Consider the following 23,329-nt stretch of genomic DNA (forward strand, 5'->3'; position numbering starts at 1 on the left):
CCACTGGGGCCTTGTCGCCCAGCGCACCGCGCACAGTGGGATCGTGCATGTCGGGACGCCCATCACGCCCACCAGCTCGGGGGACGCGTGCGCCCGCGGCTTGGCGTGTAAACCAGTACCTGTAAACCGCCGCTGCCTGTAAACCGCCGTGTAAATCGCGACGTGTTTGGCGCCGCCCCGGCTTGGCTGCCGTCGCCCTCAGGTTCAGGATGAATTTCGTCACAGTCACGGCCTTCCACCATGAAGGCCAAACCCAAGGCGCCCCGCGCCGCTACCACAAAGAAGGCCCCCAGCCGGGTACGCCCTCAACGTCGCGGTCCCCGTCGTCCTGCCGGCGCACATCAGCCAGCAAGGTCGCGCACGATGGCGGGCATCACGGCTACATCTTCCCGGCCGGCTCATTGCTGCCTGTCCATTCCTGCCCTGCGCTCCATTTGTGCCCATTTATGCCCACGTTTTCGCGTGGGCACGACTGGGCAGGAATGGCAGAGGGTGGTCACGAATGGGGAATGGTGGCTTCGTCATCGGCCGGCAGCGCCACCCCGGGCGGCAACTTCCAGTAGCTGCGCAACTCCTTCCCGAAGCCGCTGCGCTTCACGATGACGCCCAGCCGCTCGCGTGCCTTGCGAATCACCTTGTCGGTGAAGCCCTCGCGCTTCATGGCGTCCACGGCGGCCTGCATCGGCACGATGTCGCCGGCCAGGATGCGCACCAGCGCGGCGGCGGCATCGTCCGAAGCGGCGCGCGGCTCGCCCGTGTCCTCCGGCTCGGCCAGCAGCTCACGCGCCGTGCCTTCCACGGCGTCTCCCCAGGTCACGCGGGACGCGTGGATGCCGGGCAGCGGCTCGCACTGCTCCAGGCTGAAGGCGAACCCGCCTTCATCCGGGCCGATGTTGCTCTTGGAGCGCGCGAGGATGCGCCGGTCCTCGCCATCCTCGCCCTTCGACTTGGCGGCCACCAGCACCACGCGGGCCACCGCCGTGAAGGCAACGCTGCCCACCACGCGCGAGGCCGGGTCTTGGCCCTGCCCGCCCTTGGAGAAGTGCGTTATGCCCAGCAGCGCGGCGTCCATGCTGGCGGCCATGTCCACCAGCGGCTGCAGGCTGCGGCGTACCTCGGTGTTCTTGTGGCTGTCGCCCGTGACGGCGCTCACCACCGTGTCAACGATGATGAGGCGCACGTCACCGATGCGCTGCGCTTGTGCCTGCAGCGCCGGCAGGTCGCGCGCCGGGTCAAAGGGCTCCACCCGCCCACCGATGCGCGCGCCGGTGACGAAGAACACCCGCGCCCGGTCGGCACCAGCGGCCAGCAGGCGCGGCAGCAGGGTATCGACCGGGTCGTCCTCGCCGGACCACACCAGCACGTTGCCCACCGGGCAGCGCGTGCCATCCGGCCAGCGCCCGCCCGTGGTTACCGTGGAGGCCAAGGCAAGGGCAATCGTCGTCTTGCCCTGCCCTGGGGCGCCGGCCAGGATGTGCAGCTTCCCCAGCGCCAGCCAGCCAAGCCAGAGCCAGCGCACCGGCTCGGGCATCAGGTCGGCGCCGGACACCAGCACTACGCCCCCGGCATCCGGCGCGGCCGGTTCCTGGGGCTCGGACAGCAGCGCCTCCAGTGCATCGAAGCCGTGCGCCAGGGCGAAGTCGCAGGCGTCGAAGTTCGCCGGGCTGCCCTTGGGCATCTTCGCCACGGCGGCGCCCAGCTCGGCAGCGATGCGCGCGGCGTCGTCCTCCTTGCCGGCGTCGGGTACCAGCACCAACCGGGCGGTCGGGTCTTGCTGGCGCAGCGCCTGCGCCACCTTCTGCACGCGGCCCCACCCGAAGCACACCGCAGCGGCGCGGCCCGTGGCCTTCCAGCACGCCCACCCTTGGCTGACACCCTCGACCAAGTACACCACGGCGCCGGGCTCCAGCGCGCCCACCACGAAGCGGCCATCGTCACCCATGCCGGCGCCGGGCAGGTTCAGCTTTCCGGGCTTGCCGGCGGCCTTCCAGCGCGCGGCCTGCTCGGGTGCTGCGATGAACTGCATCGACAGCGGTACGCCGTCACCGTCGAGCACCGGCACCACGAGGCAGCCGGCCATCGACAAGCCAGCCACCGTCAGCGGGTCGCCCTCGGGCACCACGCGCAAGCCCTCGGGCGTGCCCTGCTTGGCGATGAGGTACGGATGCGCGTCGGTCGCCGGCTCGCAGCGGCGCCACACTTCAGCAGCCGATGGTCCGCGCGGCCCGGTAGTGCGCTGCTGGCGCGGTTTCTCGACGCGGGCAGGGCGATAGGGCTGGCGCTTCTCTCCGTCGCGTGGCGGCGTCCAGCCGGCGGCCTTGGCGGCCTGCCACAGCGTCCCGGCGCCGGTGCCGCCCTCGGGCTTGATGGTGCGGAATGCCGCGCGCACGTCGCGGGTGCCGGCGTAGTTGCTGGCGCTGCTGCTCCACTCGTCCACGTCATCCACCGTCAGCCCGGCAGCGATGGCGGCACGGCCAATGCGGTGCCACTCGTCGCGCGTGCAACCGGGGTTGATGGCGAACAGGGCGTCGCGTGCGTGGCTGGGGTCGATGACGTTATTCATAGGCACCCCCGAGCAGCGGGCACTGGCGCGCCTGGGCGTCGGCTTGGCGCTGGCGGCGCGAGGTGTTGAGTCGGGTGGCCCGCTCGCGGGCGTGGGGAGCCTCCTTGCGCAGCTCCGCACGGGCGGCACGGACCTCGCCACACCAGTGCACGGCGCCGGCCTCCTCGGCGCGCGCGATGGCTTGGGGGTGCAGCCAGTACTCGGTCACGAAGACCATGCGGCCGTCGCTGCAGCCGGCAGCTTTTTCGGCGCGCTCGATGCTCCAGCCGTGCTCCTTCTGGAGGGCGTGCACGACCGCAGCGAGGCGCGTCGTGTTGGCGTTGGTCACGGCGTCCAGGCCGGTCAGGTGCTCGCCGTCCAGCAAGCGCATCAGCACTTCCGCGGTGGCGGTGGCCTTGCGGACGGGGAAGCTGCCCGGGAAAATGGCGCTGCCCTCCACGGCGGCGCCTGCCTTCAGCTTCTCGTTGGGGTGGGCGTTTTCCTTTTTCATCAGGCGCCCCCGTTGCCGGCCTGCTGGGCTTCCCACGCGCGCAGGTCGCCCAAGCGCCAGGCCGTGATGCCGGGGCCGAGCTTGACCGGCTGCGGCGCCTTCTTGGTCCGGACCCAGCGCCACCACGTCGCCGGGCTGAAGGGATAGCGGCCCGGCTTGCCGGGCACGCTGGTGATGGCGTCCACGCGGACGAAGGTTTCGTCGGCCAGGTCGCCGATGTCGTTGACTTGAGCAGACATGCGCTCTATCTCCATTCCAGTACGCCCCTTGACATGAGGCGATGCAGAATGGTCTTGGCGGGCTGGCGCAGCGGCCAGCCGTACATGTCCAAGCGTGGACTGGCGTGGCTTAGCGTGGATTGCTGGGGCGCTGACGCCCCTCCCGCCGAAGGCGCTCGGCGAGGGCCTTCCTTTTCAGCACGCCATCTCTGTGCTTGATGCTGCCGTCGGGCAGCGTTCCAACAAGTGAGCCGTATTGCTCGTCCGCGAGCGTGCGCATCGCGTTCCAGACTTCAGCCACATCCGCCGAGTTCCTGCATCGGCGCTGCGCTTCTTCAATGGCGGGCCGGAGGGCATCCCGGCGTTCTGCTGTCGTGGAGTGAACGATGGTGCGAACCTCAACTTGTGGAGCGGATGCTGCCGTGGCGTTGCCCGCTTCTTCGGGGTGCTGTTGCACGCCAATAGCTTGCAGTTCGTTCAGCAACTTTTCGCGCTCATCCTTCAACCGCTTGAGGTTTGCATTCCGGTCGCTCATCTCAAGGTTGGACTCGCCGGGCCGTCGGATGCGGCGTGCATCGGCTTCTTCGTCGATGGGGCGAATACGCTCCCACAGGTCCCAGGCGCGCGTGTAGGCGTCGCCTTCGGCCGGCGCAGGCGGAGCCGCATCGGGGTCCATGAACCGGACGTAGGCCCGCGCGTGTTCGTCGCTGAAGCCCGCTGCTGCCGGGTCCTGCAGAACCTTTTGCAGATGGTCCTTGATCGCTTGCTGATGATCCTCAGCCAACTGCTGGTCGCTGGGCCGCTTCACGTCATGTCGTTGGTGGTCTTGGGCGCCTGGGGAGGCAGGAGCATCGGGTACGGCGTTCTTCTTCGATGGCATCGGGCTGTGCGTTTCCAGGTTGTAGGGCAGTCGTTCGCCACTCCGGGGGCATGACTCGCGGTCCGATCGGCGGCCTTTGTGAGCTGAAAAAAGGGTCAGGTGGCCGACGCGCTGTGCAGCGGCACCACCACGCCGGGCAGCTCCACGCGCGACAGAAACGCGGCCCAGTCGTCCATGAGCCGGCGCCGCTTCTCGAACAGGTCGCCGCGCCGGTAGGCGGCTTCCACCTTGTCGCCCACGGCGTGCGCCAGGACCATCTCCGCCACCTCGCGCGGGTAGTGGGTGCGCTCGGCGGCCCAGTCCCGAAACGTGCTGCGCAGGCCGTGGGGCACGGCCACGCGGCCGTCCTTGTCCTTGAAGCCCATGCGCCGCATGACGGCGCTCAGCGTCATGTCGCTGAGCATGGCGCCGCGCGCGGCCGGGAACACCAGCGGGTTGTCGGCCATGCGAGGCAGGGCGCGCAGCAACTCCACCGCCGCGGGCGGCAGCGGCACGCGGTGCGCCTTGCCGGACTTCATGCGCTGCTTGCTGGCGCCCTCCACCGCGTCGCCCGGGATTTCCCACACCGCCGCGTCCAGGTCGATCTCCGACCAGCGCGCCGCGCGCACGTTCTGCGAGCGCACGGCGGTAAGCAGCAGAAACTCCAGTGCCCGCGCGCCCATGCCCTCGCGCTGCTTCAGCTCGCACATGAAGGCGCCGGCCTGCCCTACCTGCACCGCCGGACAGTTCTCGACCTTGGAAACTTTGGCCGGCGCCGGCAGCAGCTTGTCCAGATGCCCGCGCCAGCGCGCCGGGTTGAGCCCCTGGCGGTAACCCCGGGCCGTGGCCCAGTCCAGTACCTGCTCGATTCGCCCGCGCACGCGGCTGGCCGTCTCGGTCTTGGTGTGCCAGATGGGCTCCAGCACGGCCAGGACGTGCGACAGCTCCACGTCGCGCACCAGCAGCTCGCCCAGTACCGGGGAGGCGTAGCTCTGCAGCGTGTTCGTCCACTGCTGGGCGTGCTTGGGGTTGCTCCAGCCCGGCGCGTGGGCCTTCACAAATTTGGTGGCGCACTGGTCGAAGGTGAGGGCCGCGGCCCGTTCGGCCTGCAGCTTGGAGCGCGCCGCCCGGGCCTCCTCGATGGGGTCGGTGCCCGCCTTGACCTTGGCGCGGGCCTCGCGCGCGGCGTCGCGCGCCTGCGCCAGCGTCACGGCCGGGAAGCCGCCCAGCCCCATGTCACGGCGCCGTCCGCCCACGGTCATGCGCAGCACCCATGTCCGCGCGCCCGTCGGGGCCACCTGCAGCGCCAAGCCGGGGACGCCACCGACGAAGTGCAGGCCCGGCTCGGTCAGGCGGGACACGGCCAGCGGCCCTAACTCAGCGGCTTGCTTTGGCATCGGTCATACCTCCTGCGCCATACCCATCAACCTACCCATCAACCCAAGTGCGCTTGGATGATACGGCTTGAGCCGCCTTTGATGGGTAAGTTTGGAGTGCTCCCTCTGAAAACGGCTGCAAGTGCAGTGCCGTGAAACATCGTGAGGGGCCGGGGTGGCGGAAGCGGTGGGATTCGAACCCACGGAGGGGATCAACCCTCGCCGGTTTTCAAGACCGGTGCCTTAAACCGCTCGGCCACGCTTCCTGGATGCTGTCGCCGCGTGACGCGTCACCCGGCGAAGGCGCGCATTGTCGCATCAACCGCGGCCGTCCCTCACGGCGGCGTGCGGCCTCGCACTTCATCCAGCCGCCGGCACAGCTCCCCGGCGCCCTGCAGCAAGCGGTCAGTGGGGCGGTGCAGGGTGTCGGCATCGAGCAGCAGCAGCGCGTCCTGGCGCGTGGCGCGCAGGCCGCGCAGCGCCTGCCAGCGCGCCAGCGGCTCGGGGCCGCCGCTGTCCTGGCGCGAGGCGGCGATGACGTCCGGATCGGCCTGCACCACCGCCTCCTCGCTCACCGTGGGCGTGAGCGGGGCCAGGCCGGCGAAGACGTTGCGCCCGCCGCACAGCTGCAGCGCCTGGCTGATGAAATGGCGGCCGTTGACCGTCAGCAGGGGCCGCTGCCAGATCTGATAGAAGACCCGCAGCTCGCGCCGCCCCGCGTAGTGCGTGCGCAGCGCCTGCAGCTCGCCCTCGTAGCGCCGCGCGGCGGCCTCGGCGGCGTCCGCGCTGCCGGCCAGCGCGCCCAGGCGGCGCAGCGTGGCGGCCACGTCCTCCAGGCGCTGCAGCCGGCTGAAGTACAGCGGCAGCTTCAGTGCCTGCAGCCGCTGCAACTGCCGCGCGGCGGTGCCGTCGGCCCACACCACCACCACGTCCGGCCGCAGCGCCACGATGCGCTCCAGGTCCAGCTGCGCGCTGTCGCCCACGCGCGGCAGCCGCCGCGCCGCGGCGGGGAAGTCGCTCCACGCGTCCACGCCCACCACCCGGTCGCCCGCGCCGGCGGCGAACAGCAGCTCGGTCAGGTGCGGCGCCACGCTCACGATGCGCCGCGCCGGGTGCGGCAGCAACAATTCGTGGCCCTCGTCGTCGCGCAGGCGCAGCGGCGCGTCCGGGGACGGTGGCGCTGCGGGAAGTGCTGTCGGCTTGGGCGCCTGCGCCGCCACGGATGCCGCTGTGGGCGCGGCGGCAGCCGCTCCGGCCGGTGCCAGGCCCAGTCCCAAGCCTGCCGCCAGCGCCAGCAGCCCGGCCGCGTACTGAAACCAGCGCGAAAGCGTGATGCCGTATCTCATGGCCTTCAGTCCGCCACGAACACGGTGCGGCCCTGCACCTGGCCGCGGTGCACGCGATGGCCGAAGGCCGCCGACAGGGCCTCGGCGCTCATCACCGCGTCCGCCGGCCCGGCCTGTGCCGGCATGCCCGCGCGGCCCAGCAGCAGCGCGTGCGTGGCGAAGCGGTGGGCCAGGTTGAAGTCGTGGATGGACAGCAGCACGGCATGGCCCTCGCGCTGCGCGAGCGCGCGCAGGTGCTCCAGCAGCCCCACTTGGTGCGGCAGGTCCAGGTGCGCCAGCGCCTCGTCGAGCATCAGCAGGCGCGGGGCCTGCGCCAGCAGCGCGGCGATGCCCACGCGCTGGCGTTCGCCGCCGGAGAGCGCGCGCACGTCGCGCGCCTCGAAGCCGTGCAGGTCCACCGCCGCCAGCGCGGCGCGGGCGATGCGGTGGTCGTCCTCCGACTCCCAGCCCCAGCGCGGCAGGTGAGGGTGGCGGCCGGTGAGCACCACCTCCAGCACCGGGCTGGAGAAGGCGTCGTGCAGCTGCTGCGGCAGTAGCCCGCGCCGGCGCGCGGCTTCCAGCGGCGACCACGCTTGCAGGGGCAGCCCTTCCAGCAGCACTTGGCCGCCCTGCGCCGGCCGCAGCCCGGCCAGCGTGTGCAGCAGCGTGCTCTTGCCGCTGCCGTTGGGGCCCAGCAGCGCCCAGCACTGGCCCGGTTCGATGCGCAGGTCCAGCCCCTCGGCCAGCGTGCGCGTGCCCGCGCGCAGCGTCAGCCCGATGGCCTGCAGCAGCGTCGCGCTCACCGTCGCCCCTCCGCGCGCAGCAGCAGCGCGATGAACGCGGGCGCGCCCAGCAGCGCCATCACCACGCCCACGGGCAACTGCTGCGGGGCCACGGCGGTACGCGCCAGGGTGTCGGCCAGCAGCAGCAGCGTGCCGCCGCCCAGGGCGCAGGCCGGCAGCAGTACGCGCTGGTCGTTGCCGATGAGCAGCCGCAGCGCGTGCGGCGCCACCAGCCCCACGAAGCCCACCGCGCCGGCGGTCGCCACCGCCACCGCCGCGGCCAGCGAGGCCAGCAGGTACAGCGCGCGCTGCAGCCACGCCACGCGCACGCCCAGCGCCTGCGCGCCGGCGGCGCCGCGCAGCAACAGGTTCAATTCACGCGCCAGCGGCCACAGTGCCAGCAGCAGCCCCGCCAGCGCCGCCAGCGGCCAGCCCGGCGCGTCGGCGCCGGCCAGGTCGCCGCTGAGCCAGAACAGCATCCCGCGCAGCTGCGCCTCCGGCACCAGCGTCAGCAGCAGCAGCGTCGCGGCGGCCCACAGCGCCGCCAGCATCACGCCGGTGAGCAGCAGCCGCGGCACGCTGCCTTCGCTCTCGCCGAGCTGCGGCTGCCAGGCGCGGCGCGCCAGGCCGAAGAGCAGCAGCGTGGAGGTGAGCGCGCCGGCGAAGGCACCGAGCTGCAGCGTCAGCAGCCCGCCGCCGAGCATGAGCGCGATGAGCGAGCCCACCGCCGCGCCGCCGGAGGTGCCCAGCACGTAGGGATCGGCCAGGGGGTTGCGCAGCAGCACCTGCATCAGCGCCCCGGCCAGCGCCAGCAGCGCGCCGCTGGCGAAGGCGGACAGCGCGCGCGGCAGCCGCAGCGCGTGCAGCACCTGCGCGGCGGGGCTGTCGTCGGGGTGCAGCAGCAGCCGCGGCAGCTCCGCCAGCGCGATCTCGCTGCTGCCGCTGGCCAGCGCCACGCCCAGGGCAGCGACGGCCAGCAGTGCCAGCAGCAGCCAGATGCGCAGGGCGCGGAGCATGGGGATGGCTGCTTACTTGGCCGCGTATTCCAGCGCCACGAAGAGCTTGCGGCCTGGCGTGTTGAAACCCTGCGACAGCGTGTAGTCCTTGTCGGTCAGGTTGTTGATACGGGCCGTGAGGCTGAGCTCGGGCGTGAGGGCATAACCGGCGTGGAGGTTCAGCAAGGTGTAGCCGCCCAGGCGCGTGGTGTTGCCTGCGTCGTTGAAACGATCGCCACTGCCAACGAGCTCCAGCCCGGCGCGCCAGGGGCCGGGTGTCCAGTTGAAGCTGAAGGTGCCGTACTGCTTCGCGCGGCGTGCCAACCGGCGGCCGGTGTCGGCATCCTCGGCGCTCTGCAGCGTCCACTCGGCGCGTGCATTCCACAGTGCCGTGACATGGCCGGCATCCAGCGTCGCGCCGCGGATGCGGGCCTGGCCGACGTTCACCACCGTGGAATCGAAAGTGACGGGGTCGAAAACGAACTGGATCAGGTCCTTGACCTTGCTACGGAACAGCGTCAAGCCGGCGCGCCGCCCGCCATCGTCGTAGCGCAACGCGGTTTCAACGCTGCGCGCACGTTCGGGGCGCAGATCGGGATTGCCGGCGTACTGGAAGGAGGGCAACTGCAGATACAGGTCATTGAAGGTCGGGGCCTTGAACGCCGTGCCGGCGGCCGCTGATACCCGCCAGGTCGGAGAGAGCTGGAAGCCGTAGGCGAGGCGGCCCGTGCCATGGCCACCGAACTGCGAGTTGTCGTCGTGGCGCAGCGAAGCTTCCAGGCCGTGGACGCCAAACGTGGCGGCATAGCTGCCGAATATCGAGCGGACCGTGCGGCGGGTCTGCAGGTACGCGGCCGTATCGCCCTCCACCCGCTCACGGCGCCATTCGAGGCCGGCCGCCAGGGTGCCCACCGGCAGCGCGAAGTCGTTCTGCCACGTGAACTGGTCCTGGTCGGTGCGCAGGCGGCTGGGGTCCTTGCCCTCGTTGCGGTAGTCATCGGTGCCGCGCGCCAGGCGCAACAGGCTGAGCCAGTGGGCACCCAGCCGGTTGCGGCTTTCCGCCGACATGCCCGAGAGGCGCTGGTGCGCAACGTCGTCGGTCGCCGGGCCGTTGTCGAAGTGCGTATCGGTGTCGCTGGCCCAGGCCCTGAGCGCCAGCGTCTGGTCCTTGGACCAGGCGTGCGTCACGCCGGCGCTGATGTTGCGGTTGCGCGAAGCGTCACGATCGGCATTGAACAACTGCCAGGCGGCTGGCGTGCCCGGCGGGTCGATGGACGGATTGGTGGCCGAGAAGCTGTCGGTGTCCTTGTAGCCTGCATCCAGCGACAGCGTGGTGTTGCCCAGGCGCCGGCCGATGCCTGCGCCAATCTCGCGCGTGCGGTCGCTGCCCATTGCCAGGCGCGCGGTCGTGCGTTCGCCTTGGTGGGTGAAGATCTGGATCACGCCGCCAATGGCGTCCGCGCCGTAGAGGCTGCTGGCCGGGCCACGCAGCACTTCGATGCGCTCGATCTGGCTCAGCGGCAGGTGTTGCAGCGACGTGGTCCCGGCAGAGGCCGAGTTGACCCGCACGCCGTCCACCAGCACCACCACATGGTTGGCGTTGGTGCCGCGCACGAACACGTTGGTCAACTGTCCCGGACCGCCGTTGCCGGCCACCTCCACGCCCGCCCGGGCCTGCAGCAACTCAGGCAGGGTCATGCTGCCGGCGTTGCGGATCTGCTCCGCGTCGATCACGCGCACGTCGGCCAGTGCGTCGGACACAGACTGCGGAATGCGCGTGGCCGTCACCACCACCGGATGCACCGGCACCGAGGCCTGCGCGACGTCGTAGGAGGGCTGTGCCAGCGCCTCGGCGGCGCGGGCGATGGGATTCAGGGCGAGCAGGGCCAGGCCGCACAGCGCGGCGGGCCGAAGGGAAGCGGACTTCATCAGGCAGGTCTCCGGCAGCCAGCGTCCCCGCAGGCTGCAGTGGCATGAAGCCGCGGCCAGGCCGCGGCGGCGGTGCTTTCGAGGCCGGTATCCGGGCTCGCAGGCCGCGGGCGGTGGAGAACACCGCACGCGTCGCTCGCATCGCCTTCCCACGGACCGCGCGGCCCGCAGTGGCTTCGTGATGCGCGAACTGACCTGCCTACCGGTGCGGGGGCAGCGCAGGCCTGGACGGCTTCGGCCGGGTACTCATGTCCCGCCGTGCCGCTTCACCTGCTTCCCGTTCAACCCCCGGGACAACCCGGAGGCACCTGAAGCGGCGCGCATCATACCGGGCCCGGCACCTGCGCTTGCTGGCACGCCACCTGCGTCACCTCGCGCCGGCCGCCGTCCACGCGCACGGCGGTGAGCCGCCCGCCCCAGACGCAGCCGGTGTCCAGCGCCAGCAGGTCGGGGCGGTTCACCAGCCCCAGCGTGCTCCAGTGGCCGAAGGCCACGGGCTCGCCCGCGCTGCGCCGCCCGGGCGCCTCGAACCACGGCACCAGGCCGGGCGGGGCCTGCAGCGCGCCGTCCTTGGTCTTGAAGTCCAGCGTGCCGTCGGCGTCGACGAAGCGCACGCGCGTGAGCACGTTGATCACGAAACGCCAGCGGTCGGCGCCGCGCAGGTCCTCGCGCCAGCGCGCGGGCTCGTTGCCGTACATGACGGTGAGGAAGTCCCGCAGGTCCGGGCCGCGCAGCATCGTCTGCACCTCGTCGGCCAACGCCAGCGTCCGCGCCGTGTCCCACTGCGGCGGCAGCCCGGCGTGCACGCACAGCCAGCCCTCGCGCCGCAGCGCCAGCGGGCGCTGGCGCACCCAGTCGATCCAGGCCTCGCGCTCGGGCGCCTCCAGGATGTCGCGCAGGGTGTCGTTGCGGTGCTCCGGGCGCACGCCGTGCGCCACGGCCAGCAGGTGCAGGTCGTGGTTGCCCAGCAGCGCGTCGGCGGCGTCACCCAGATCGCGCAGCCGCCGCAGCGTGCGCAGCGAGGCCGGGCCGCGGTTGACGAGGTCGCCCAGCACCGTGAGACGGTCGCGGGAGGGGGAGAAGTCCAACTCGGCCAGCAGCCGGTCGAACGCGTCGCAGCAGCCCTGCAGGTCGCCAATCAGATAGTGCATTCGGGGGATTCTGCTACGCTCACCGGCCACTTCTTCACGGTGCAGGCGCTGGACAAGCGGGCTGCACCTGCCCGATGGACGTCGCGTTACTTGTATTCCTGATTCTCCTCAACGGGCTGTTCGCCATGTCGGAGATGGCGCTGACGGCCAGCCGCAAGACACGGCTGCAGGTCATGCTGGAGGCGGGCGAACCCGGCGCCCAGGCCGCGCTGGACCTGCATGACAACCCCACCAAGTTCCTCTCCACGGTGCAGATCGGCATCACGTCGATCGGCGTGCTCAACGGCATCGTGGGCGAGAACGCCTTCTCGCAGCCGCTGTCGCAGTGGCTCATCCAGACGCTGGGCGTGCCCGAGCACGCCGCCGCCGTGACGGCCACGGCGCTGGTGGTGATCATCATCACCATCCTGACCATCATCTTCGGCGAGCTGGTGCCCAAGCGGCTGGGCCAGATGTTCCCGGAGCAGGTGGCGCGGCTGGTGGCGCTGCCGATGGAGGGCCTGAGCACCATCGCGCGGCCCTTCGTGGTGCTGCTGTCGGTGTGTACCGAGGCGGTGCTCAAGCTGCTGGGCATCCGCAACACCGCCAACCGCAGCGTGACGGAAGAGGAAATCGCCGCGCAGCTGGAGGAGGGCGTGGACGCCGGCGTGATCGAGGCCCAGGAGCACCAGATGGTGCGCAACGTGTTCCGCCTGGACGACCGCCAGATCGGCTCGATGATGATCCCGCGCGCCGACATCCAGTGGCTCGACGCCTCGGCCACCGCCGCCGACATCCAGGAAGTGCTGGCCGAGGGCGGGCACTCGCGCTACCCGGTATGCCGTGGCGACCTCAACGACGTGGTGGGCGTGGTCGCGGCGCAGGCCCTGCTGCGCCAGGTGCTGGCGGGGCAGCCGCTCGACATCGCCGACCACCTCACCCCGCCGGTGTTCGTGCCCGAGACGCTCTCGGGCATGGAGCTGCTGGAGCACTTCCGCGCCTCGGGCGCGGAGATGGTGTTCGTGGTGGACGAGTACGGCGAGGTGCAGGGCGTCATCACGATCCGCGACCTGCTCGAAGCCATCACCGGCGAGTTCAGCGGCGGCGGCGGCGTGGACGAGCAGCCCTGGGCCACGCCGCGCGACGACGGCAGCTGGCTGCTCGACGGCCTGATCCCCGTGCCCGAGCTCAAGGACCGGCTCGCGCTCAAGGAACTGCCCGAGGAGGAGCGCGGCCGCTACAACACCCTGGCCGGCATGGTGCTGCTGCTGCTGGGCCGCCTGCCCAAGACCGCCGACACGGTGGAATGGGCCGATTGGCGCTTCGAGGTGGTGGACCTGGACGGCAAGCGCATCGACAAGGTGCTGGCCACGCCGCTGACCGCCGCCGCCCGGGCCGGGGACTGAAGCGGCGCCCGCGCCCCGGCCAGCCCATCCCGATTTCAATTCCGATACCGGCCCCGGGCGCCGCGGCCACTGCCGCCGCCGCGCCGTTGCCGCCGCAGCCATCAACCACTTCCCGCGAGGACTCCCATGATCAATCCCGCCCTGCACCTCGACCCCGTGGCGCTGGACCGCAACCACCACCGCACGCTGCGGCTGCAACTGCCCGTGGACCTGGCCGCCGCGGCGGGCAAGCTCAACGCCTGCTTCCTGCACGGCGCGGAGTTCCCGCAGGCCTGCCTGGAGTACCCGATCGTGTTCGTGCGCGCCGGCGCCGACGCCGCCGGGCAGCCGCAGGTGGCGCCCATGGCGGTGCTGGGCCTCACGCGCGACGAGAACCTGTACCTGCGCCCGGACGGCGGCTGGGTCGCGCAGTACCTGCCGGCGCAGCTGCGGGTCTACCCCTTCGCGCTGGCGCAGGTGGACGCGCAGCAGGCCGCGCTGTGCATCGACCGCAGCTACAAGGGCGTGTCCGAGACCGAGGGCGAGGTGCTGTTCGATGCCGAGGGCAACCCCTCGGCGCTGGTGCAGCGCATGCAGCAGCAGCTGCCCGAGCTCGAAGCCGAGGCGCAGCGCACGCGCCGCGGCTGCCAGCGGCTGATGGAGCTGGGGCTGCTGCAGGAGATGCGGCTGGACATCAGCCAGGGCGAGGGTGGCCCCACGCTGCGCGTGGACGGCTTCATGGCCGTGGCCGAGGAAAGGCTGCTCAAGCTCGACGACGCGACGCTGGCCGAGCTCTCGCGCAACGGGCTGCTGCGCCTGATCCACGCGCACCAGATCTCGATGGTGCACCTGCGCCACCTGGCCGAGCGGCGCGCGACGCGCGCGGCGGCGCACTGAGCAATTCTTTGTCCCCTCGCCCCCGCGCAGCGGGGGCGAGGGCAGGGTGAGGGGGCGGTCGCGTCAGCAACCGGGCCTCATTCCAATTCGTCCTTGTCACTGAAATAACCTCGTCACACCCGCGCAGGCGGGTGTCCACGAATACCGGGCGGCATCCCGGCCAGCGTGGATGCCCGCCTTCGCGGGCATGACGGGGGAATGTTTCAGCTTCGAGCGAAAGGTCGAATCAGGCCCCGGTCTGCTCGCGGTGGTGCGCCAGCAGCCGCTCCAGCAGCTTGTCGAACTGCTTGCGCTCGTTGGGCGAGAACACGCCGAAGACCTCCTCGTTGTGGCGCTCGATGAGCGCCATCACCTTGCGCCAGGCCGCGCGGCCCGACGCGGTGAGCGTGAGCACCACGCCGCGCGCGTCGGCCGAGTTGGCCTGCTTGCGCACCAGGCCCTGGTCGGCCAGCGACTGCGCCGCGCGGCTGGCCTGCGCCTTGTTCAGCCGCGCCCGGGCGGCAAGCTCCACCACCGACAGCGGCTCGAAGGCGCCGATGGCCGCCAGGCAGCGCGCGTCGCCCGGGGCGACACCGCTGGCGCGCAGCCCGCTGCCGCTGCCGAAGGCGTCGCTGAGCTTGTAGAGCTCGTGTAGCCGGTGACTGAGCAACGCATCCAGCGCCGGCGGAGGAGTGCGGGTGGCAGGCTTGGAACGGGTTGACATGGACGGCTCGCTGTTTCTGTACCGAAGGGAAAGCCAGTGTACCGAGTACGCAGTCGTGTTGCGCACTCAACCGCCCATTTCGACGTGGGCGGCCGGCCCAGCCCGCCACGGCGTCGTGGAAAACCCGCTGCCGCGGCACCGGTATGGCGCCGCCGAGACGGCCACGAGCCGTGGCGCACACAACCATGGCAAGCGGCGCGCCCGCGCTGGGCGTGCAAATGGGGCAGTCTCCGTGCCCAGGAAGTTTCGGTGTGGCCGGCAACCATCGCTGTCCCCCTTGGCCGGGGCAGCCCATGGATGCATGCTGGACGAACCACCGCGCCCGCCCCGTGCCGGTGCACGCCGTTGCCGCCGCAGCCAGGGCCCGGCACCGGGCGCCGCGTGCGCGGTGCATGCTCAGCATTCGCGCGCCAGGTGCGCCGTACCGCCGCGCCGGCCCTGGGCCGCGCTCACGTAAATCCTTCTATGCACATCGCCATGCCGATCGATTTCCTTCACGACACGGCGCCGCGCCGCCCGGCCGCCGCCGAAGCCTCCTGCGCGAAGCCGCTGTCCACTGCCTCCCAGGCGTCCCGGGCGACGCTGCACTCGGGGAGCCGGCCATGAGCATCGAACGCGTCGATACCGTGGTCGTGGGCGCCGGCGTGGTCGGGCTGGCGGTGGCGCGGGCCCTGGCGCAGCGCGGGCACGAGGTGCTGGTGCTGGAGGCCGCCACCGCCATCGGCACCGGCACGAGTTCGCGCAACAGCGAGGTCATCCACGCCGGGCTGTACTACCCCACCGGCTCGCTCAAGGCGCGCCTGTGCGTGCAGGGGCGCGAGCGGCTGTACGACTACTGCGCCGAGCGCGGCCTGGGCCACCGGCGCTGCGGCAAGCTCATCGCCGCCACGGACGAGGCCCAGGTCGCCGCGCTGCGCGCGCTGCAGGCCCAGGCGCTGGCCAACGGCGTGGGCGACGTGCAGTGGCTCGACGGCGCGCAGGCGCGCGAGCTGGAGCCGCAGCTGCGCGCCGTGGCGGGGCTGCTGTCGCCCTCCACCGGCATCGTGGACAGCCACGCGCTGATGCTGAGCCTGCTGGGTGACGCCGAGGCCGCCGGCGCCATGCTGGCGCTGGCCAGCCCGGTGCTCTCGGGCCGCGCCACGGCGCAGGGCATCGAGCTGCAGGTCGGCGGCGAGCAGCCCATGGCATTGCTGGCGCAGTGCGTGGTCAACAGTGCCGGGCACGGGGCACCGGCGCTGGCCGGCCGCATCCAGGGCCTGGCGCCGCAACACGTGCCGCGGGCCTGGGCCTGCAAGGGCCACTACTTCAGCCTGCGCGGGCGCAGTCCCTTCGCGCGGCTGGTGTACCCGCTGCACGACTCGGCCGGCCTGGGCGTGCACCTCACGCTGGACCTGGGCGGCCAGGCGCGCTTCGGCCCCGACACGCAATGGCTGGAGGATGCCGATCCGGCCACCTTCGACTACCGCGTGGACGAGTCGCGCATCCCGGCTTTCGAGGCTGCCATCCGCCGCTACTGGCCGGCGTTGCCGGACGGGGCGCTGGCGCCGGCCTATACCGGCGTGCGCCCCAAGATCAGCGGCCCCGGCCAGCCCGCAGCGGATTTCCGCATCGATGCCGCGGCGCAGCATGGCGTACCCGGCTTGGTGAACCTGTTCGGCATCGAGTCGCCCGGACTCACCGCTTGCCTGGCGCTGGCCGAGCATGTCGCGGCGCAGCTGTGAGTGCGGGCGCAACCAAAAAATGTGCTGCGGTGCAGCAAACTTATGCAAGCTCCGAGTAAGGGTTGGTCCGCTGCAACGAGGGGTGGGTGAGCCCTAGCATGGCTTTCCCTGACCACGCCCAACGGAGTACGGCATGCTGCAACACCGGTGCACGACCCCTGGCTGCTTCGAGCTGCTGGACCACAGCGGCTTGTGTCAGCGCTGCAGTGAAGGCGAAACGCCCCAGCGCCGCGGCCCGGTGACGGCACGTGACCTGTTCTATTCCAAGGTCTACGGCGGTCGCGACGCGGAAGTCACCCGCTACCGCCTCGATCACCAGTCCCAGGCCCCCTGCAGTTCGAAGAATCAAGGCTCCTCTTCACATTGTTGAAAACCCGTTGGAGGGCCATCCCGCCTGAGGCGACGGCCCAACCCGCAACCGCTCCGTTCCAGCCCCGCCTCGCGCGGGGCTGGTTCTTTTCAGGGGCCGAATTCCTCGCGCAGCCGCGCGCTCAATCCCGAATTTCGCCGCGTGGGCGTGGCAATTGCGCCCTCGATGGCCGCCGCGCTGCCCACCAGCGTGACGCGCGAGCGTGCACGCGTGAGCCCGGTATGGAGCAGTTCCCGGCTCAGTACCCGGCTGGCTTGCGCGGGCAACACCAGCAGCACCTCCTCGAACTCCGAGCCCTGCGCGCGATGCACGCTCAGCGCGAAGGCACCCTGGTGCGGCGGCAACCGTGCCGGCGCCACGGCGCGCGGGCCCGAGGCTGACGGAAACATCACCCGCAGCGTGCCATCGGCCGCGGGCAGCACGATGCCCACGTCGCCGTTGAACAACTGCAAGCCTTCGTCGTTGCGCGTGACAAGCACCGCACGGCCCGGATACCACGGCGCATTGGGAGCAGCGTTCACGACGCGACGCGCATGAGACGCAACCAATTCGTCCAGCATTGCCACGCCGCGCTCACCTTCGCGCAGCGCTGCCAGCACGCGGAAACGGTTGAAGGCGGTTGTGGCCGCATCCACATCGCGCGGGTCGCGGCGCAGCGCTTCGAAGTAGGGCGCAAAGCCTGCCAGCAGGCATTGTTGAGCGGCGGGCGAGAGCGCGGGCTGGCCTTCGGGCAGCCATCGCAGCGAGCCCGGCGGCGCGCCGTCCGTGGCGGCCGGTGCCGTGGAAGGCGGCTGCAACGCGGTGGCCGGCGCCCGCGCCTCGTGCAGCAGCGCCAGCGCCTCCACGGCGTGGCCGGCGTTGACCGCGCGTGCCAGGCGGCCCAGGGGCGAGTCCGCGCCGAACCTGAAATTCCGTCGCAGCCATACCACGCTGTCCGCGAGCCCGGTGCGCTGGCTCGCCGCGGGGGGCGCGGCGATGGCCGCCGGTTCCAGGCCGCACAGCGTGGCCAGCTCCCGGATGCAGGCCGGGCTGAGCCTGGGATCGGCCGCCACTTCGGCGAAGACCTGTCCGGCCTCCACGGCGGCGAGCTGGTCCTTGTCGCCCAGCAGCACGATACGGGCGCTCGCCGGCACGGCCTCCAGCAGCCGTGCCGCCAGTGCCAGGTCCAGCATGGAGGCCTCGTCCACCACCAGCACGTCGATGGGCAGCAGGTGGCCGGCGTGGTGCCTGAAGCCGCCTCCGCGGCCACCGTGCCCGCCCAGCAGGCGGTGCACGGTCCAGGCCTGCGTGGGCAGCCGCGCGCGCAGGTCCGGCGGCAGTCGCGGGCCATGCTCGCGCATGGCCGCGGCCAGCCGCGCCGCGGCCTTGCCGGTGGGCGCGGCCAGGGCGATGTGGCTGTGCGGCGCCTGCGCCAGCAGGCAGGCCAGGAGCTTCACCACCGTCGTGGTCTTGCCCGTGCCCGGGCCGCCGCTGACCACCAGCAGCCGGCGGCGCAGTGCCAGCGCGGCGGCCAGTTGCTGCCAGTCCGCCTCGCCGTCCCGGTGTGTGTCGTCGGCGAAGAGTTCGTGCAGCAGCGCGCGGGCGCGCGGCGCGACGGGCGTGTCGTCCACGGCGCGCGCGGCCTGAACCAGCCGGCGCGCCAGGCGGCGCTCCAGGTCGAAGTGGCGGTGCAGGTACAGCCGCTCGCCGTCCAGGATCAGCGGCATCGCGCCCGGCGCCTGCGGCGTGCCGACGATGCGCGAGGCCTGCAGCCCCGCGCGCAGGGTGGCCGCCTCGGCCAGCTCATCGAGCTGCAGGCAGACGTGGCCCTCGCTGGCGGCCAGGCTCAGCGCCAACGCGGCGCGCGCGGCGAGCGCGGCGTCCTCGGGGCTGGCGCCGGCTTCCAGCGCCCACTGCTGTGCCTGCTGGGCGAAGCCCTGGGCGAGGTCGTGGGTGGGAGAGGAGGCCAGGAAGTCACTCGGCACTGCAACTGATCCGCTGCACCGGCGTCACCCCTTACCCACCGGCACCGGCACAAAGAGGCTCGCCTCCCCGCGCCGCACCAGCAGCGCCACGCTGCCGCCGGCGGGGGCCTGGGCCAGGTGGCGCTGGAACTCTTCCAGGCTGCCGAAGCGCTGGCCGTTGACGGCCACGATCACGTCGCCCTGCTGCATCCCCGCGCGCGCCACGCCCGGCTGCAGGTCCTCCACCACCAGCCCGTACTCCACGCCCAGTGCGCGCCGCGCCGCGGGTGGCAGCTCGCTCACGGCGATGCCCAGTTGCACCGAGGTCGCCTTCGGCGCCGCGCCCTGCGCGGCCGGGCTGGCCTGCGCCACCTGCGGGTTCGGCGCCGCCGCCACCGTGGCCCGGACCGTGGCGGCGGCGCCGTTGCGCCAGACCTCGATCGGCACCTCGGTGCCCGGTTTGGTGCCCGCCACCATGCGTGGCAGCGCCGTGGCGTCGGCCACGGCCTGCTCGCCGAAGCGCAGGATTACGTCCCCCGGCGCGATGCCGGCCTGGGCCGCCGGGCTGCCCGGCTCCACCGCCGTCACCAGCGCGCCGCGCGCGCTGTCGAGCTTGAAGGACTGCGCCAGCGGCTCGCTCACCTCCTGGATGCCGATGCCCAGCCGCCCGCGCGTGACGCGCCCGGTGGTGCGCAGCTGCTGCGCGATGTCCATCGCCATGTCGATGGGGATCGCGAAGGAGATGCCCATGTAGCCGCCCGAGCGGCTGTAGATCTGCGAGTTGATGCCCACCACCTCGCCCCGCATGTTCAGCAGCGGGCCGCCGGAGTTGCCGGGGTTCACCGCCACGTCGGTCTGGATGAAGGGCACGTAGGTTTCGTCCGGCAGCGAGCGCTGCGTGGCGCTGACGATGCCGGCGGTGATGGTGTTGGCGAAGCCGAAGGGCGAGCCGATGGCCGCCACCCACTCGCCCGGCTGCAACTGCGCCGACTGGCCGATGGGCGCCACGGGCAGGCCCTCGGCATCGACCTTGAGCAGCGCCACGTCGGTGAGCGTGTCGCTGCCGACCACGCGCGCCTTGTACTCGCGCTTGGAGTCCGCCAGCCGCACGGTCACCTCCTCGGCGTCGGCCACCACGTGGGCGTTGGTCAGGATGTGGCCTTCCGCGTCGATCACGAAGCCCGAGCCGATGCCCTGGCTGCGCCGCTCGGGCTGCTGGTCCGGCGGCGGCATGAAGCGGCGGAAGAACTCCGACAGCGGGTCGCCCGGCGGCAGCGGCAGCCCGGGCTGCGCACGCGCCGCCTGCACCGTGGTGACGTTGACCACCGCCGGCCCGACCTTCTTCACCAGCGCCGTGAAGTCGTTGGCTCCGGCCGGCAACGGGCCGATGGCCGCCGCCGGGGCGCTGGCGGGTGCGGAAGCCGCGGTGGCGGGCGCTTCGGGCGTGGTGGAGCGGGGTCCGCAACCAGCCAGCAGGGCGGCCAGCAGCAGGGCGGCGGAGGGGATGCGGGGCGTCATGGCGGCGTGGGGAAGCGGGACTCGCCCGCGCCGGGCAAATGGAATGCCGAAGCTCAGCAGATACGCAGCCGGCGCAGCGCGTCCAGCAAGTCGGACTCCAGAGTACGGAACGAGGGAATCTCGCGCAGCCGCCGCAGATCGATGCGCTCGCCCAGCAGGTGGAGTGTGGCCGCCGGGCCCGCCCGGGCACGCCGGCCGTTGGGCTGCGTCGCGCGAAAGGCGGCGTCCAGGACGGCCTTGGGATCGGTGATGCCTTCTACCGCGCGCGCTGCCGTGGGCAGCGCCATGTCGGCATCGCTCAACGTGGTGCCGAAGACCTGGCGCAATGCATCGCCATCGGCCAAGGTCCACGCCTCGGTTTCCCGGATCGGGACGATGGGGACGCACTCGGTGCGCGGCAGCGCTTCGGCGCGCAGGGCTGACAGCCCGGGCTGTATGCGCTCGCGCAGCACCCGCGCCGGGTCGCCCTCGCCATCGCTGTGCACAAACAGGATGTTCCACGCGCCCGCGGCAGCCTTTCCAGCGGCGGCTATGCGTTCGGCCCGAGGGGCATCCTTGACGCCCTTGGCGTCGGCCAACTCCTTGACTTCCTCGTCCACATCAACCAACTGCCGCTGGTGGCGCAGGCACAAGTCCCGGCACAGCCGCAGCAGCAGCGGGCTCAGGAAGCGGAAGTCGGTCGGTCCTTCGGCGTACAAGGCCAAGCTCAGGTAGTGCATGGGCTCAGCCTTCCGCCAGCGTGGTCTGGAGCAGCTTCTCCACTTCGAAATGAGAGACCGGCAACGGCGCGTCGTCCTCGCTCTCCGCCAGGCGACCTTGCGACTCGCGCATGACGGGGCGCAGCCGGGTGTGCCGCCGCACTTCGCCACGCTCGGGATCGACCACGCTGGAGGTGTCCGCGAACAGCACCGGGTCGCCTCGCGACTGCAGGGTGGGTCCCACCAGTGCCGACAACACCACCGGCGAGTGGCTGTTGAGCAGCAGCTGGTTCAGTGGAGCGACATCCGTCTCTTCGAAGCGCTCCGGGCGAGTGACCATGTCCCTGAGGCCGTGCACCAGTTGCTTGAGCCTTGCCGGGTGCACGCCGTTCTCGGGCTCCTCGAAACACACCAGCCCGCGGTGACGCGGGTCGTGCAGCAGCGTCAACAGCGCCAGCACCCGCAGTGTGCCGTCGGACACCACGCGTGAGGAAAAGGGCAGGCCGTCGCGCATCGTCAGCTCGGCCCGGTATTCCCCTCGCGTTTGGTCCAAGCTGGCATCCAGTCCGTTGACGCCAGGGATCAGCGCATTGAGCTCGGCCGTGATGTCGGCTAGGGCTCCAGTGGGACGCGTCTCGGAAGCGGTTTCGAGCTTGATGCGGGCCAGCACGGCGGCCAGGTTGGATCCGTCGGGCGTCAGCAGGTCTGGGGCGGTGGCCGGGGCGGGCCGGCGCAGCAGTGCCGGGTCGAGCTGCAGCAGCCGCCAGTTGCGCATCTCCTCGCGCAGCGCAAACAAATGCGGAAACTCGGCATTGGTGATGCTGTAGAGCACCGTGGCTTCGGCAGCGCTGGCCGGCCGGGTACGGCCAGCCTTGCCGTCCTGATGCACGTTGAAGATGGCGCTGCCGGCCGATGTGCGTTCCGTTGTGAGGAGCGGCTTTTTGCGGCTGTACTTGAGATGCTTTGAGCGGAACGCTCGTGTGGGCCGCAGAGCCCTTGCCCAGCTGTCCTCCATGCGAAGGATGGGCCGGGCATTCTCACTGGCGACCAAGACGCGAGGAATGCCTGGACGCACCTCACGCAGCTCCAGCACCACTTCGTAGCGCATGCGCGTGTGGCCCAGATTGACTTCGCTGCCCCAGGGGTCGCGCACGGAGGGGTCCACCAGTACCTCGACAGCGAAGCTCATGCGCGTGGCCTGCCCCTTGGGCGTGCGGCGAAACAGCTCCATGGGCTCGCCGCGCATGTCCTTGATCGCTTCGCTGACATCCTGGGTTGCCAGGTTGGACAGCAACTGGATGGCATCGAACAGGTTGCTCTTGCCGGCTGCGTTGGAGCCCAGGATGACCACGAACGGCGCTAAATCGACCGCGAGGTTCTCGAAGGTCTTGAAGCCGTCGATCTCGATGCGAGTGAGCATGTTTTTGCAGCGGGTGAGAGTGAAGTAGCGGCACGGTCGCCACGAGCGCGAGAGGGCCAATTGTGCCGACCGCTGTCAGGCCTCAAGGCTGTGCGCCGTCCCAAGGAGCCTTCCCGCTCTTTAAGGCTTCTTGCATTACCTGAAACCTGTGCGCCCCGCATGCCGACCCATCCTCGTTGCGCCACCCTGGCCTCGCCCCGCGCACGTACACCCGCAGCGCGCCGCCGAAGTGGGTATCAGCGCGCCAGCCCGGCACGCGGCGGCGCAGCCAGCGCTGCAGCGCCAGGGTGTGCAGCAGCGCCTGCTGTTCATATCCCCGCGCCGCGGCGTCGCGTGCCAGCGCCTCGGCGCCGTAGTCCCGCGCCCGCAGGCCCGGTTGGGCGCCGCTCCAGTCCAGCAGCCACCAGCGGCCCTCGTGCTCGAACACCAGGTCGATCACGCCGCGCAGGTAGCCGGCCGCATCCGGCGCGTCCGCTGCAAGCGCCGGCAGCCTCAGCGCCTCCAGTTCCCCGCTCGTGAGGCCGGACACCGGCAAGGTGAACTCCAGCCCGCTCAGCCACCGCCCGCGCTCCAGGTGCCGCAGCCGCAGCCCCGGGGCGATCTCGGTGGAAAGCACGTCCTGCAGCATGCGCTGCAGCATCGCCGCCTGCGCCCGCTCGCGCGCCTCGCCCTGGCCGCTGCCCCAGGTGCCCGGCTGCGGATGCGCGCGCAGCGCCTCCCAGGCCGCGTCCTCCCACGAGGCCGGGTCGGCGAAGTCGGCGCGCGCCAGCGCCAGGCGGATCGCGTCCTCCGCCGCCGGGCCGTCCGGGAAGCGCAGGATGTCGTCGCGCGCCAGCGCCGCCCGCGCCGGGACCGGCTCGGTGTCCGATCCCCGGCCCGCGTCCGCCGCCGACACGGGCTCCGGCTTCAATGCGTCGCCGTCCAGGACGCGCCACCCCGCGCCGATGCGCCGTGGCGCCGGCAGCGCTTCCAGCCGCCGCGCCGGTGCCGGCGGCAGCGGCTCCCCC

Annotated in this window: 18 protein-coding genes, 1 tRNA gene, 1 pseudogene and 1 riboswitch; of the genes and pseudogenes, 3 read left to right on the forward strand and 17 right to left on the reverse strand. The window is 71.6% G+C overall.

The genetic code is table 11. From position 1 onward, the window contains the following. Positions 1-496 precede the first annotated feature (496 nt). The 11 genes from Q0741_RS28905 to Q0741_RS17240 form a co-directional block, all read right to left on the reverse strand. Positions 497-2,563 (reverse strand): AAA family ATPase, encoded by a 2,067-nt coding sequence (locus Q0741_RS28905; protein WP_367184130.1) that lies wholly within the window; start codon positions 2,561-2,563, stop codon positions 497-499. Continuing rightward, entirely contained in the window at positions 2,556-3,053 is a 498-nt protein-coding gene (locus tag Q0741_RS17195) for a helix-turn-helix domain-containing protein (protein ID WP_298234420.1), read from the reverse strand. Before Q0741_RS17195 ends, Q0741_RS28905 begins: the two co-directional genes overlap by 8 nt. Continuing rightward, complete coding sequence (locus Q0741_RS17200) at positions 3,053-3,292, reverse strand: AlpA family transcriptional regulator (protein WP_298234421.1); 240 nt, start codon at positions 3,290-3,292, stop codon at positions 3,053-3,055. The genes Q0741_RS17195 and Q0741_RS17200 overlap by 1 nt, the downstream gene beginning before the upstream one ends. A gap of 109 nt (positions 3,293-3,401) precedes the next feature. Next, positions 3,402-4,079, reverse strand: coding sequence for a hypothetical protein (locus Q0741_RS17205; protein ID WP_298234422.1), 678 nt, complete (start codon positions 4,077-4,079; stop codon positions 3,402-3,404). A gap of 167 nt (positions 4,080-4,246) precedes the next feature. After that, positions 4,247-5,527 (reverse strand): site-specific integrase, encoded by a 1,281-nt coding sequence (locus tag Q0741_RS17210; RefSeq protein WP_298234423.1) that lies wholly within the window; start codon positions 5,525-5,527, stop codon positions 4,247-4,249. A gap of 155 nt (positions 5,528-5,682) precedes the next feature. Next, a tRNA-Ser gene (locus Q0741_RS17215) sits at positions 5,683-5,772 on the reverse strand. 69 nt (positions 5,773-5,841) lie between these two features. Continuing rightward, the gene (locus Q0741_RS17220) at positions 5,842-6,852 is read right to left on the reverse strand and encodes a cobalamin-binding protein (protein ID WP_298234424.1); all 1,011 of its coding nucleotides are present in this window, start codon (positions 6,850-6,852) and stop codon (positions 5,842-5,844) included. 5 nt (positions 6,853-6,857) lie between these two features. After that, the gene (locus Q0741_RS17225; RefSeq protein WP_298234425.1) at positions 6,858-7,634 is read right to left on the reverse strand and encodes an ABC transporter ATP-binding protein; all 777 of its coding nucleotides are present in this window, start codon (positions 7,632-7,634) and stop codon (positions 6,858-6,860) included. After that, positions 7,631-8,635: a FecCD family ABC transporter permease gene (locus tag Q0741_RS17230; protein ID WP_367184132.1), complete on the reverse strand. Its 1,005-nt coding sequence runs from the start codon at positions 8,633-8,635 to the stop codon at positions 7,631-7,633. Before Q0741_RS17230 ends, Q0741_RS17225 begins: the two co-directional genes overlap by 4 nt. A 6-nt stretch (positions 8,636-8,641) precedes the next feature. Further along, on the reverse strand, positions 8,642-10,537 hold the full coding sequence (locus Q0741_RS17235) for a TonB-dependent receptor (protein ID WP_298234427.1): 1,896 nt from the start codon (positions 10,535-10,537) through the stop codon (positions 8,642-8,644). A gap of 64 nt (positions 10,538-10,601) precedes the next feature. Then, positions 10,602-10,864, reverse strand: a riboswitch (cobalamin riboswitch). Further along, the gene (locus Q0741_RS17240; protein WP_298234428.1) at positions 10,861-11,688 is read right to left on the reverse strand and encodes a symmetrical bis(5'-nucleosyl)-tetraphosphatase; all 828 of its coding nucleotides are present in this window, start codon (positions 11,686-11,688) and stop codon (positions 10,861-10,863) included. (Overlaps the previous riboswitch by 4 nt.) A gap of 74 nt (positions 11,689-11,762) precedes the next feature. Between Q0741_RS17240 and Q0741_RS17245 the strand changes: the two genes are divergently transcribed. Further along, positions 11,763-13,073, forward strand: coding sequence for a hemolysin family protein (locus Q0741_RS17245; protein ID WP_298234429.1), 1,311 nt, complete (start codon positions 11,763-11,765; stop codon positions 13,071-13,073). A gap of 126 nt (positions 13,074-13,199) precedes the next feature. Beyond that, on the forward strand, positions 13,200-13,949 hold the full coding sequence (locus Q0741_RS17250; protein WP_298234430.1) for a SapC family protein: 750 nt from the start codon (positions 13,200-13,202) through the stop codon (positions 13,947-13,949). A gap of 226 nt (positions 13,950-14,175) precedes the next feature. On the opposite strand, the gene Q0741_RS17255 is transcribed toward Q0741_RS17250, so the two are convergent. Further along, on the reverse strand, positions 14,176-14,652 hold the full coding sequence (locus tag Q0741_RS17255; RefSeq protein WP_298234431.1) for a MarR family winged helix-turn-helix transcriptional regulator: 477 nt from the start codon (positions 14,650-14,652) through the stop codon (positions 14,176-14,178). 602 nt (positions 14,653-15,254) lie between these two features. Between Q0741_RS17255 and Q0741_RS17260 the strand changes: the two genes are divergently transcribed. After that, a complete protein-coding gene (locus tag Q0741_RS17260; protein ID WP_298234432.1) occupies positions 15,255-16,373 on the forward strand; it encodes an NAD(P)/FAD-dependent oxidoreductase in 1,119 nt (372 codons plus the stop codon). 459 nt (positions 16,374-16,832) lie between these two features. Here Q0741_RS17260 and recD read toward each other — a convergent pair whose 3' ends face one another. The 5 genes and pseudogenes from recD to Q0741_RS17285 form a co-directional block, all read right to left on the reverse strand. Then, positions 16,833-18,707 carry an exodeoxyribonuclease V subunit alpha gene (gene recD, locus Q0741_RS17265; protein ID WP_298234433.1) on the reverse strand — a complete coding sequence of 625 codons (1,875 nt, stop codon included), beginning with the start codon at positions 18,705-18,707 and terminating at the stop codon, positions 16,833-16,835. Between the two features lie 24 nt (positions 18,708-18,731). Then, positions 18,732-20,204: a DegQ family serine endoprotease gene (locus Q0741_RS17270; protein WP_298234434.1), complete on the reverse strand. Its 1,473-nt coding sequence runs from the start codon at positions 20,202-20,204 to the stop codon at positions 18,732-18,734. Between the two features lie 53 nt (positions 20,205-20,257). Then, entirely contained in the window at positions 20,258-20,923 is a 666-nt protein-coding gene (locus Q0741_RS17275; RefSeq protein ID WP_298234435.1) for a DUF4276 family protein, read from the reverse strand. Positions 20,924-20,927: 4 nt separating this feature from the next. Continuing rightward, on the reverse strand, positions 20,928-22,322 hold the full coding sequence (locus Q0741_RS17280) for an AAA family ATPase (protein WP_298234436.1): 1,395 nt from the start codon (positions 22,320-22,322) through the stop codon (positions 20,928-20,930). Between the two features lie 82 nt (positions 22,323-22,404). After that, positions 22,405-23,329, reverse strand: a pseudogene (locus Q0741_RS17285) (exodeoxyribonuclease V subunit beta); the annotation flags it as partial.

This window comes from uncultured Azohydromonas sp., from assembly GCF_937926365.1.
In the GTDB taxonomy this organism is placed as follows: Bacteria; Pseudomonadota; Gammaproteobacteria; order Burkholderiales; family Burkholderiaceae_C; genus Azohydromonas.

What these genes read in the sequence shown, in the direction of transcription:
- Q0741_RS17250 (WP_298234430.1), top strand. Translation starts at nt 13,200, where the DNA reads ATGATCAATCCCGCCCTGCACCTCGACCCCGTGGCGCTGGACCGCAAC.
- Q0741_RS17195 (WP_298234420.1), bottom strand. Translation starts at nt 3,053, where the DNA reads ATGAAAAAGGAAAACGCCCACCCCAACGAGAAGCTGAAGGCAGGCGCC.
- Q0741_RS28905 (WP_367184130.1), bottom strand. Translation starts at nt 2,563, where the DNA reads ATGAATAACGTCATCGACCCCAGCCACGCACGCGACGCCCTGTTCGCC.
- Q0741_RS17255 (WP_298234431.1), bottom strand. Translation starts at nt 14,652, where the DNA reads ATGTCAACCCGTTCCAAGCCTGCCACCCGCACTCCTCCGCCGGCGCTG.
- Q0741_RS17235 (WP_298234427.1), bottom strand. Translation starts at nt 10,537, where the DNA reads ATGAAGTCCGCTTCCCTTCGGCCCGCCGCGCTGTGCGGCCTGGCCCTG.
- Q0741_RS17260 (WP_298234432.1), top strand. Translation starts at nt 15,255, where the DNA reads ATGAGCATCGAACGCGTCGATACCGTGGTCGTGGGCGCCGGCGTGGTC.
- Q0741_RS17200 (WP_298234421.1), bottom strand. Translation starts at nt 3,292, where the DNA reads ATGTCTGCTCAAGTCAACGACATCGGCGACCTGGCCGACGAAACCTTC.
- Q0741_RS17245 (WP_298234429.1), top strand. Translation starts at nt 11,763, where the DNA reads ATGGACGTCGCGTTACTTGTATTCCTGATTCTCCTCAACGGGCTGTTC.
- Q0741_RS17275 (WP_298234435.1), bottom strand. Translation starts at nt 20,923, where the DNA reads ATGCACTACCTGAGCTTGGCCTTGTACGCCGAAGGACCGACCGACTTC.
- Q0741_RS17220 (WP_298234424.1), bottom strand. Translation starts at nt 6,852, where the DNA reads ATGAGATACGGCATCACGCTTTCGCGCTGGTTTCAGTACGCGGCCGGG.
- Q0741_RS17270 (WP_298234434.1), bottom strand. Translation starts at nt 20,204, where the DNA reads ATGACGCCCCGCATCCCCTCCGCCGCCCTGCTGCTGGCCGCCCTGCTG.
- Q0741_RS17210 (WP_298234423.1), bottom strand. Translation starts at nt 5,527, where the DNA reads ATGCCAAAGCAAGCCGCTGAGTTAGGGCCGCTGGCCGTGTCCCGCCTG.
- Q0741_RS17280 (WP_298234436.1), bottom strand. Translation starts at nt 22,322, where the DNA reads ATGCTCACTCGCATCGAGATCGACGGCTTCAAGACCTTCGAGAACCTC.
- Q0741_RS17240 (WP_298234428.1), bottom strand. Translation starts at nt 11,688, where the DNA reads ATGCACTATCTGATTGGCGACCTGCAGGGCTGCTGCGACGCGTTCGAC.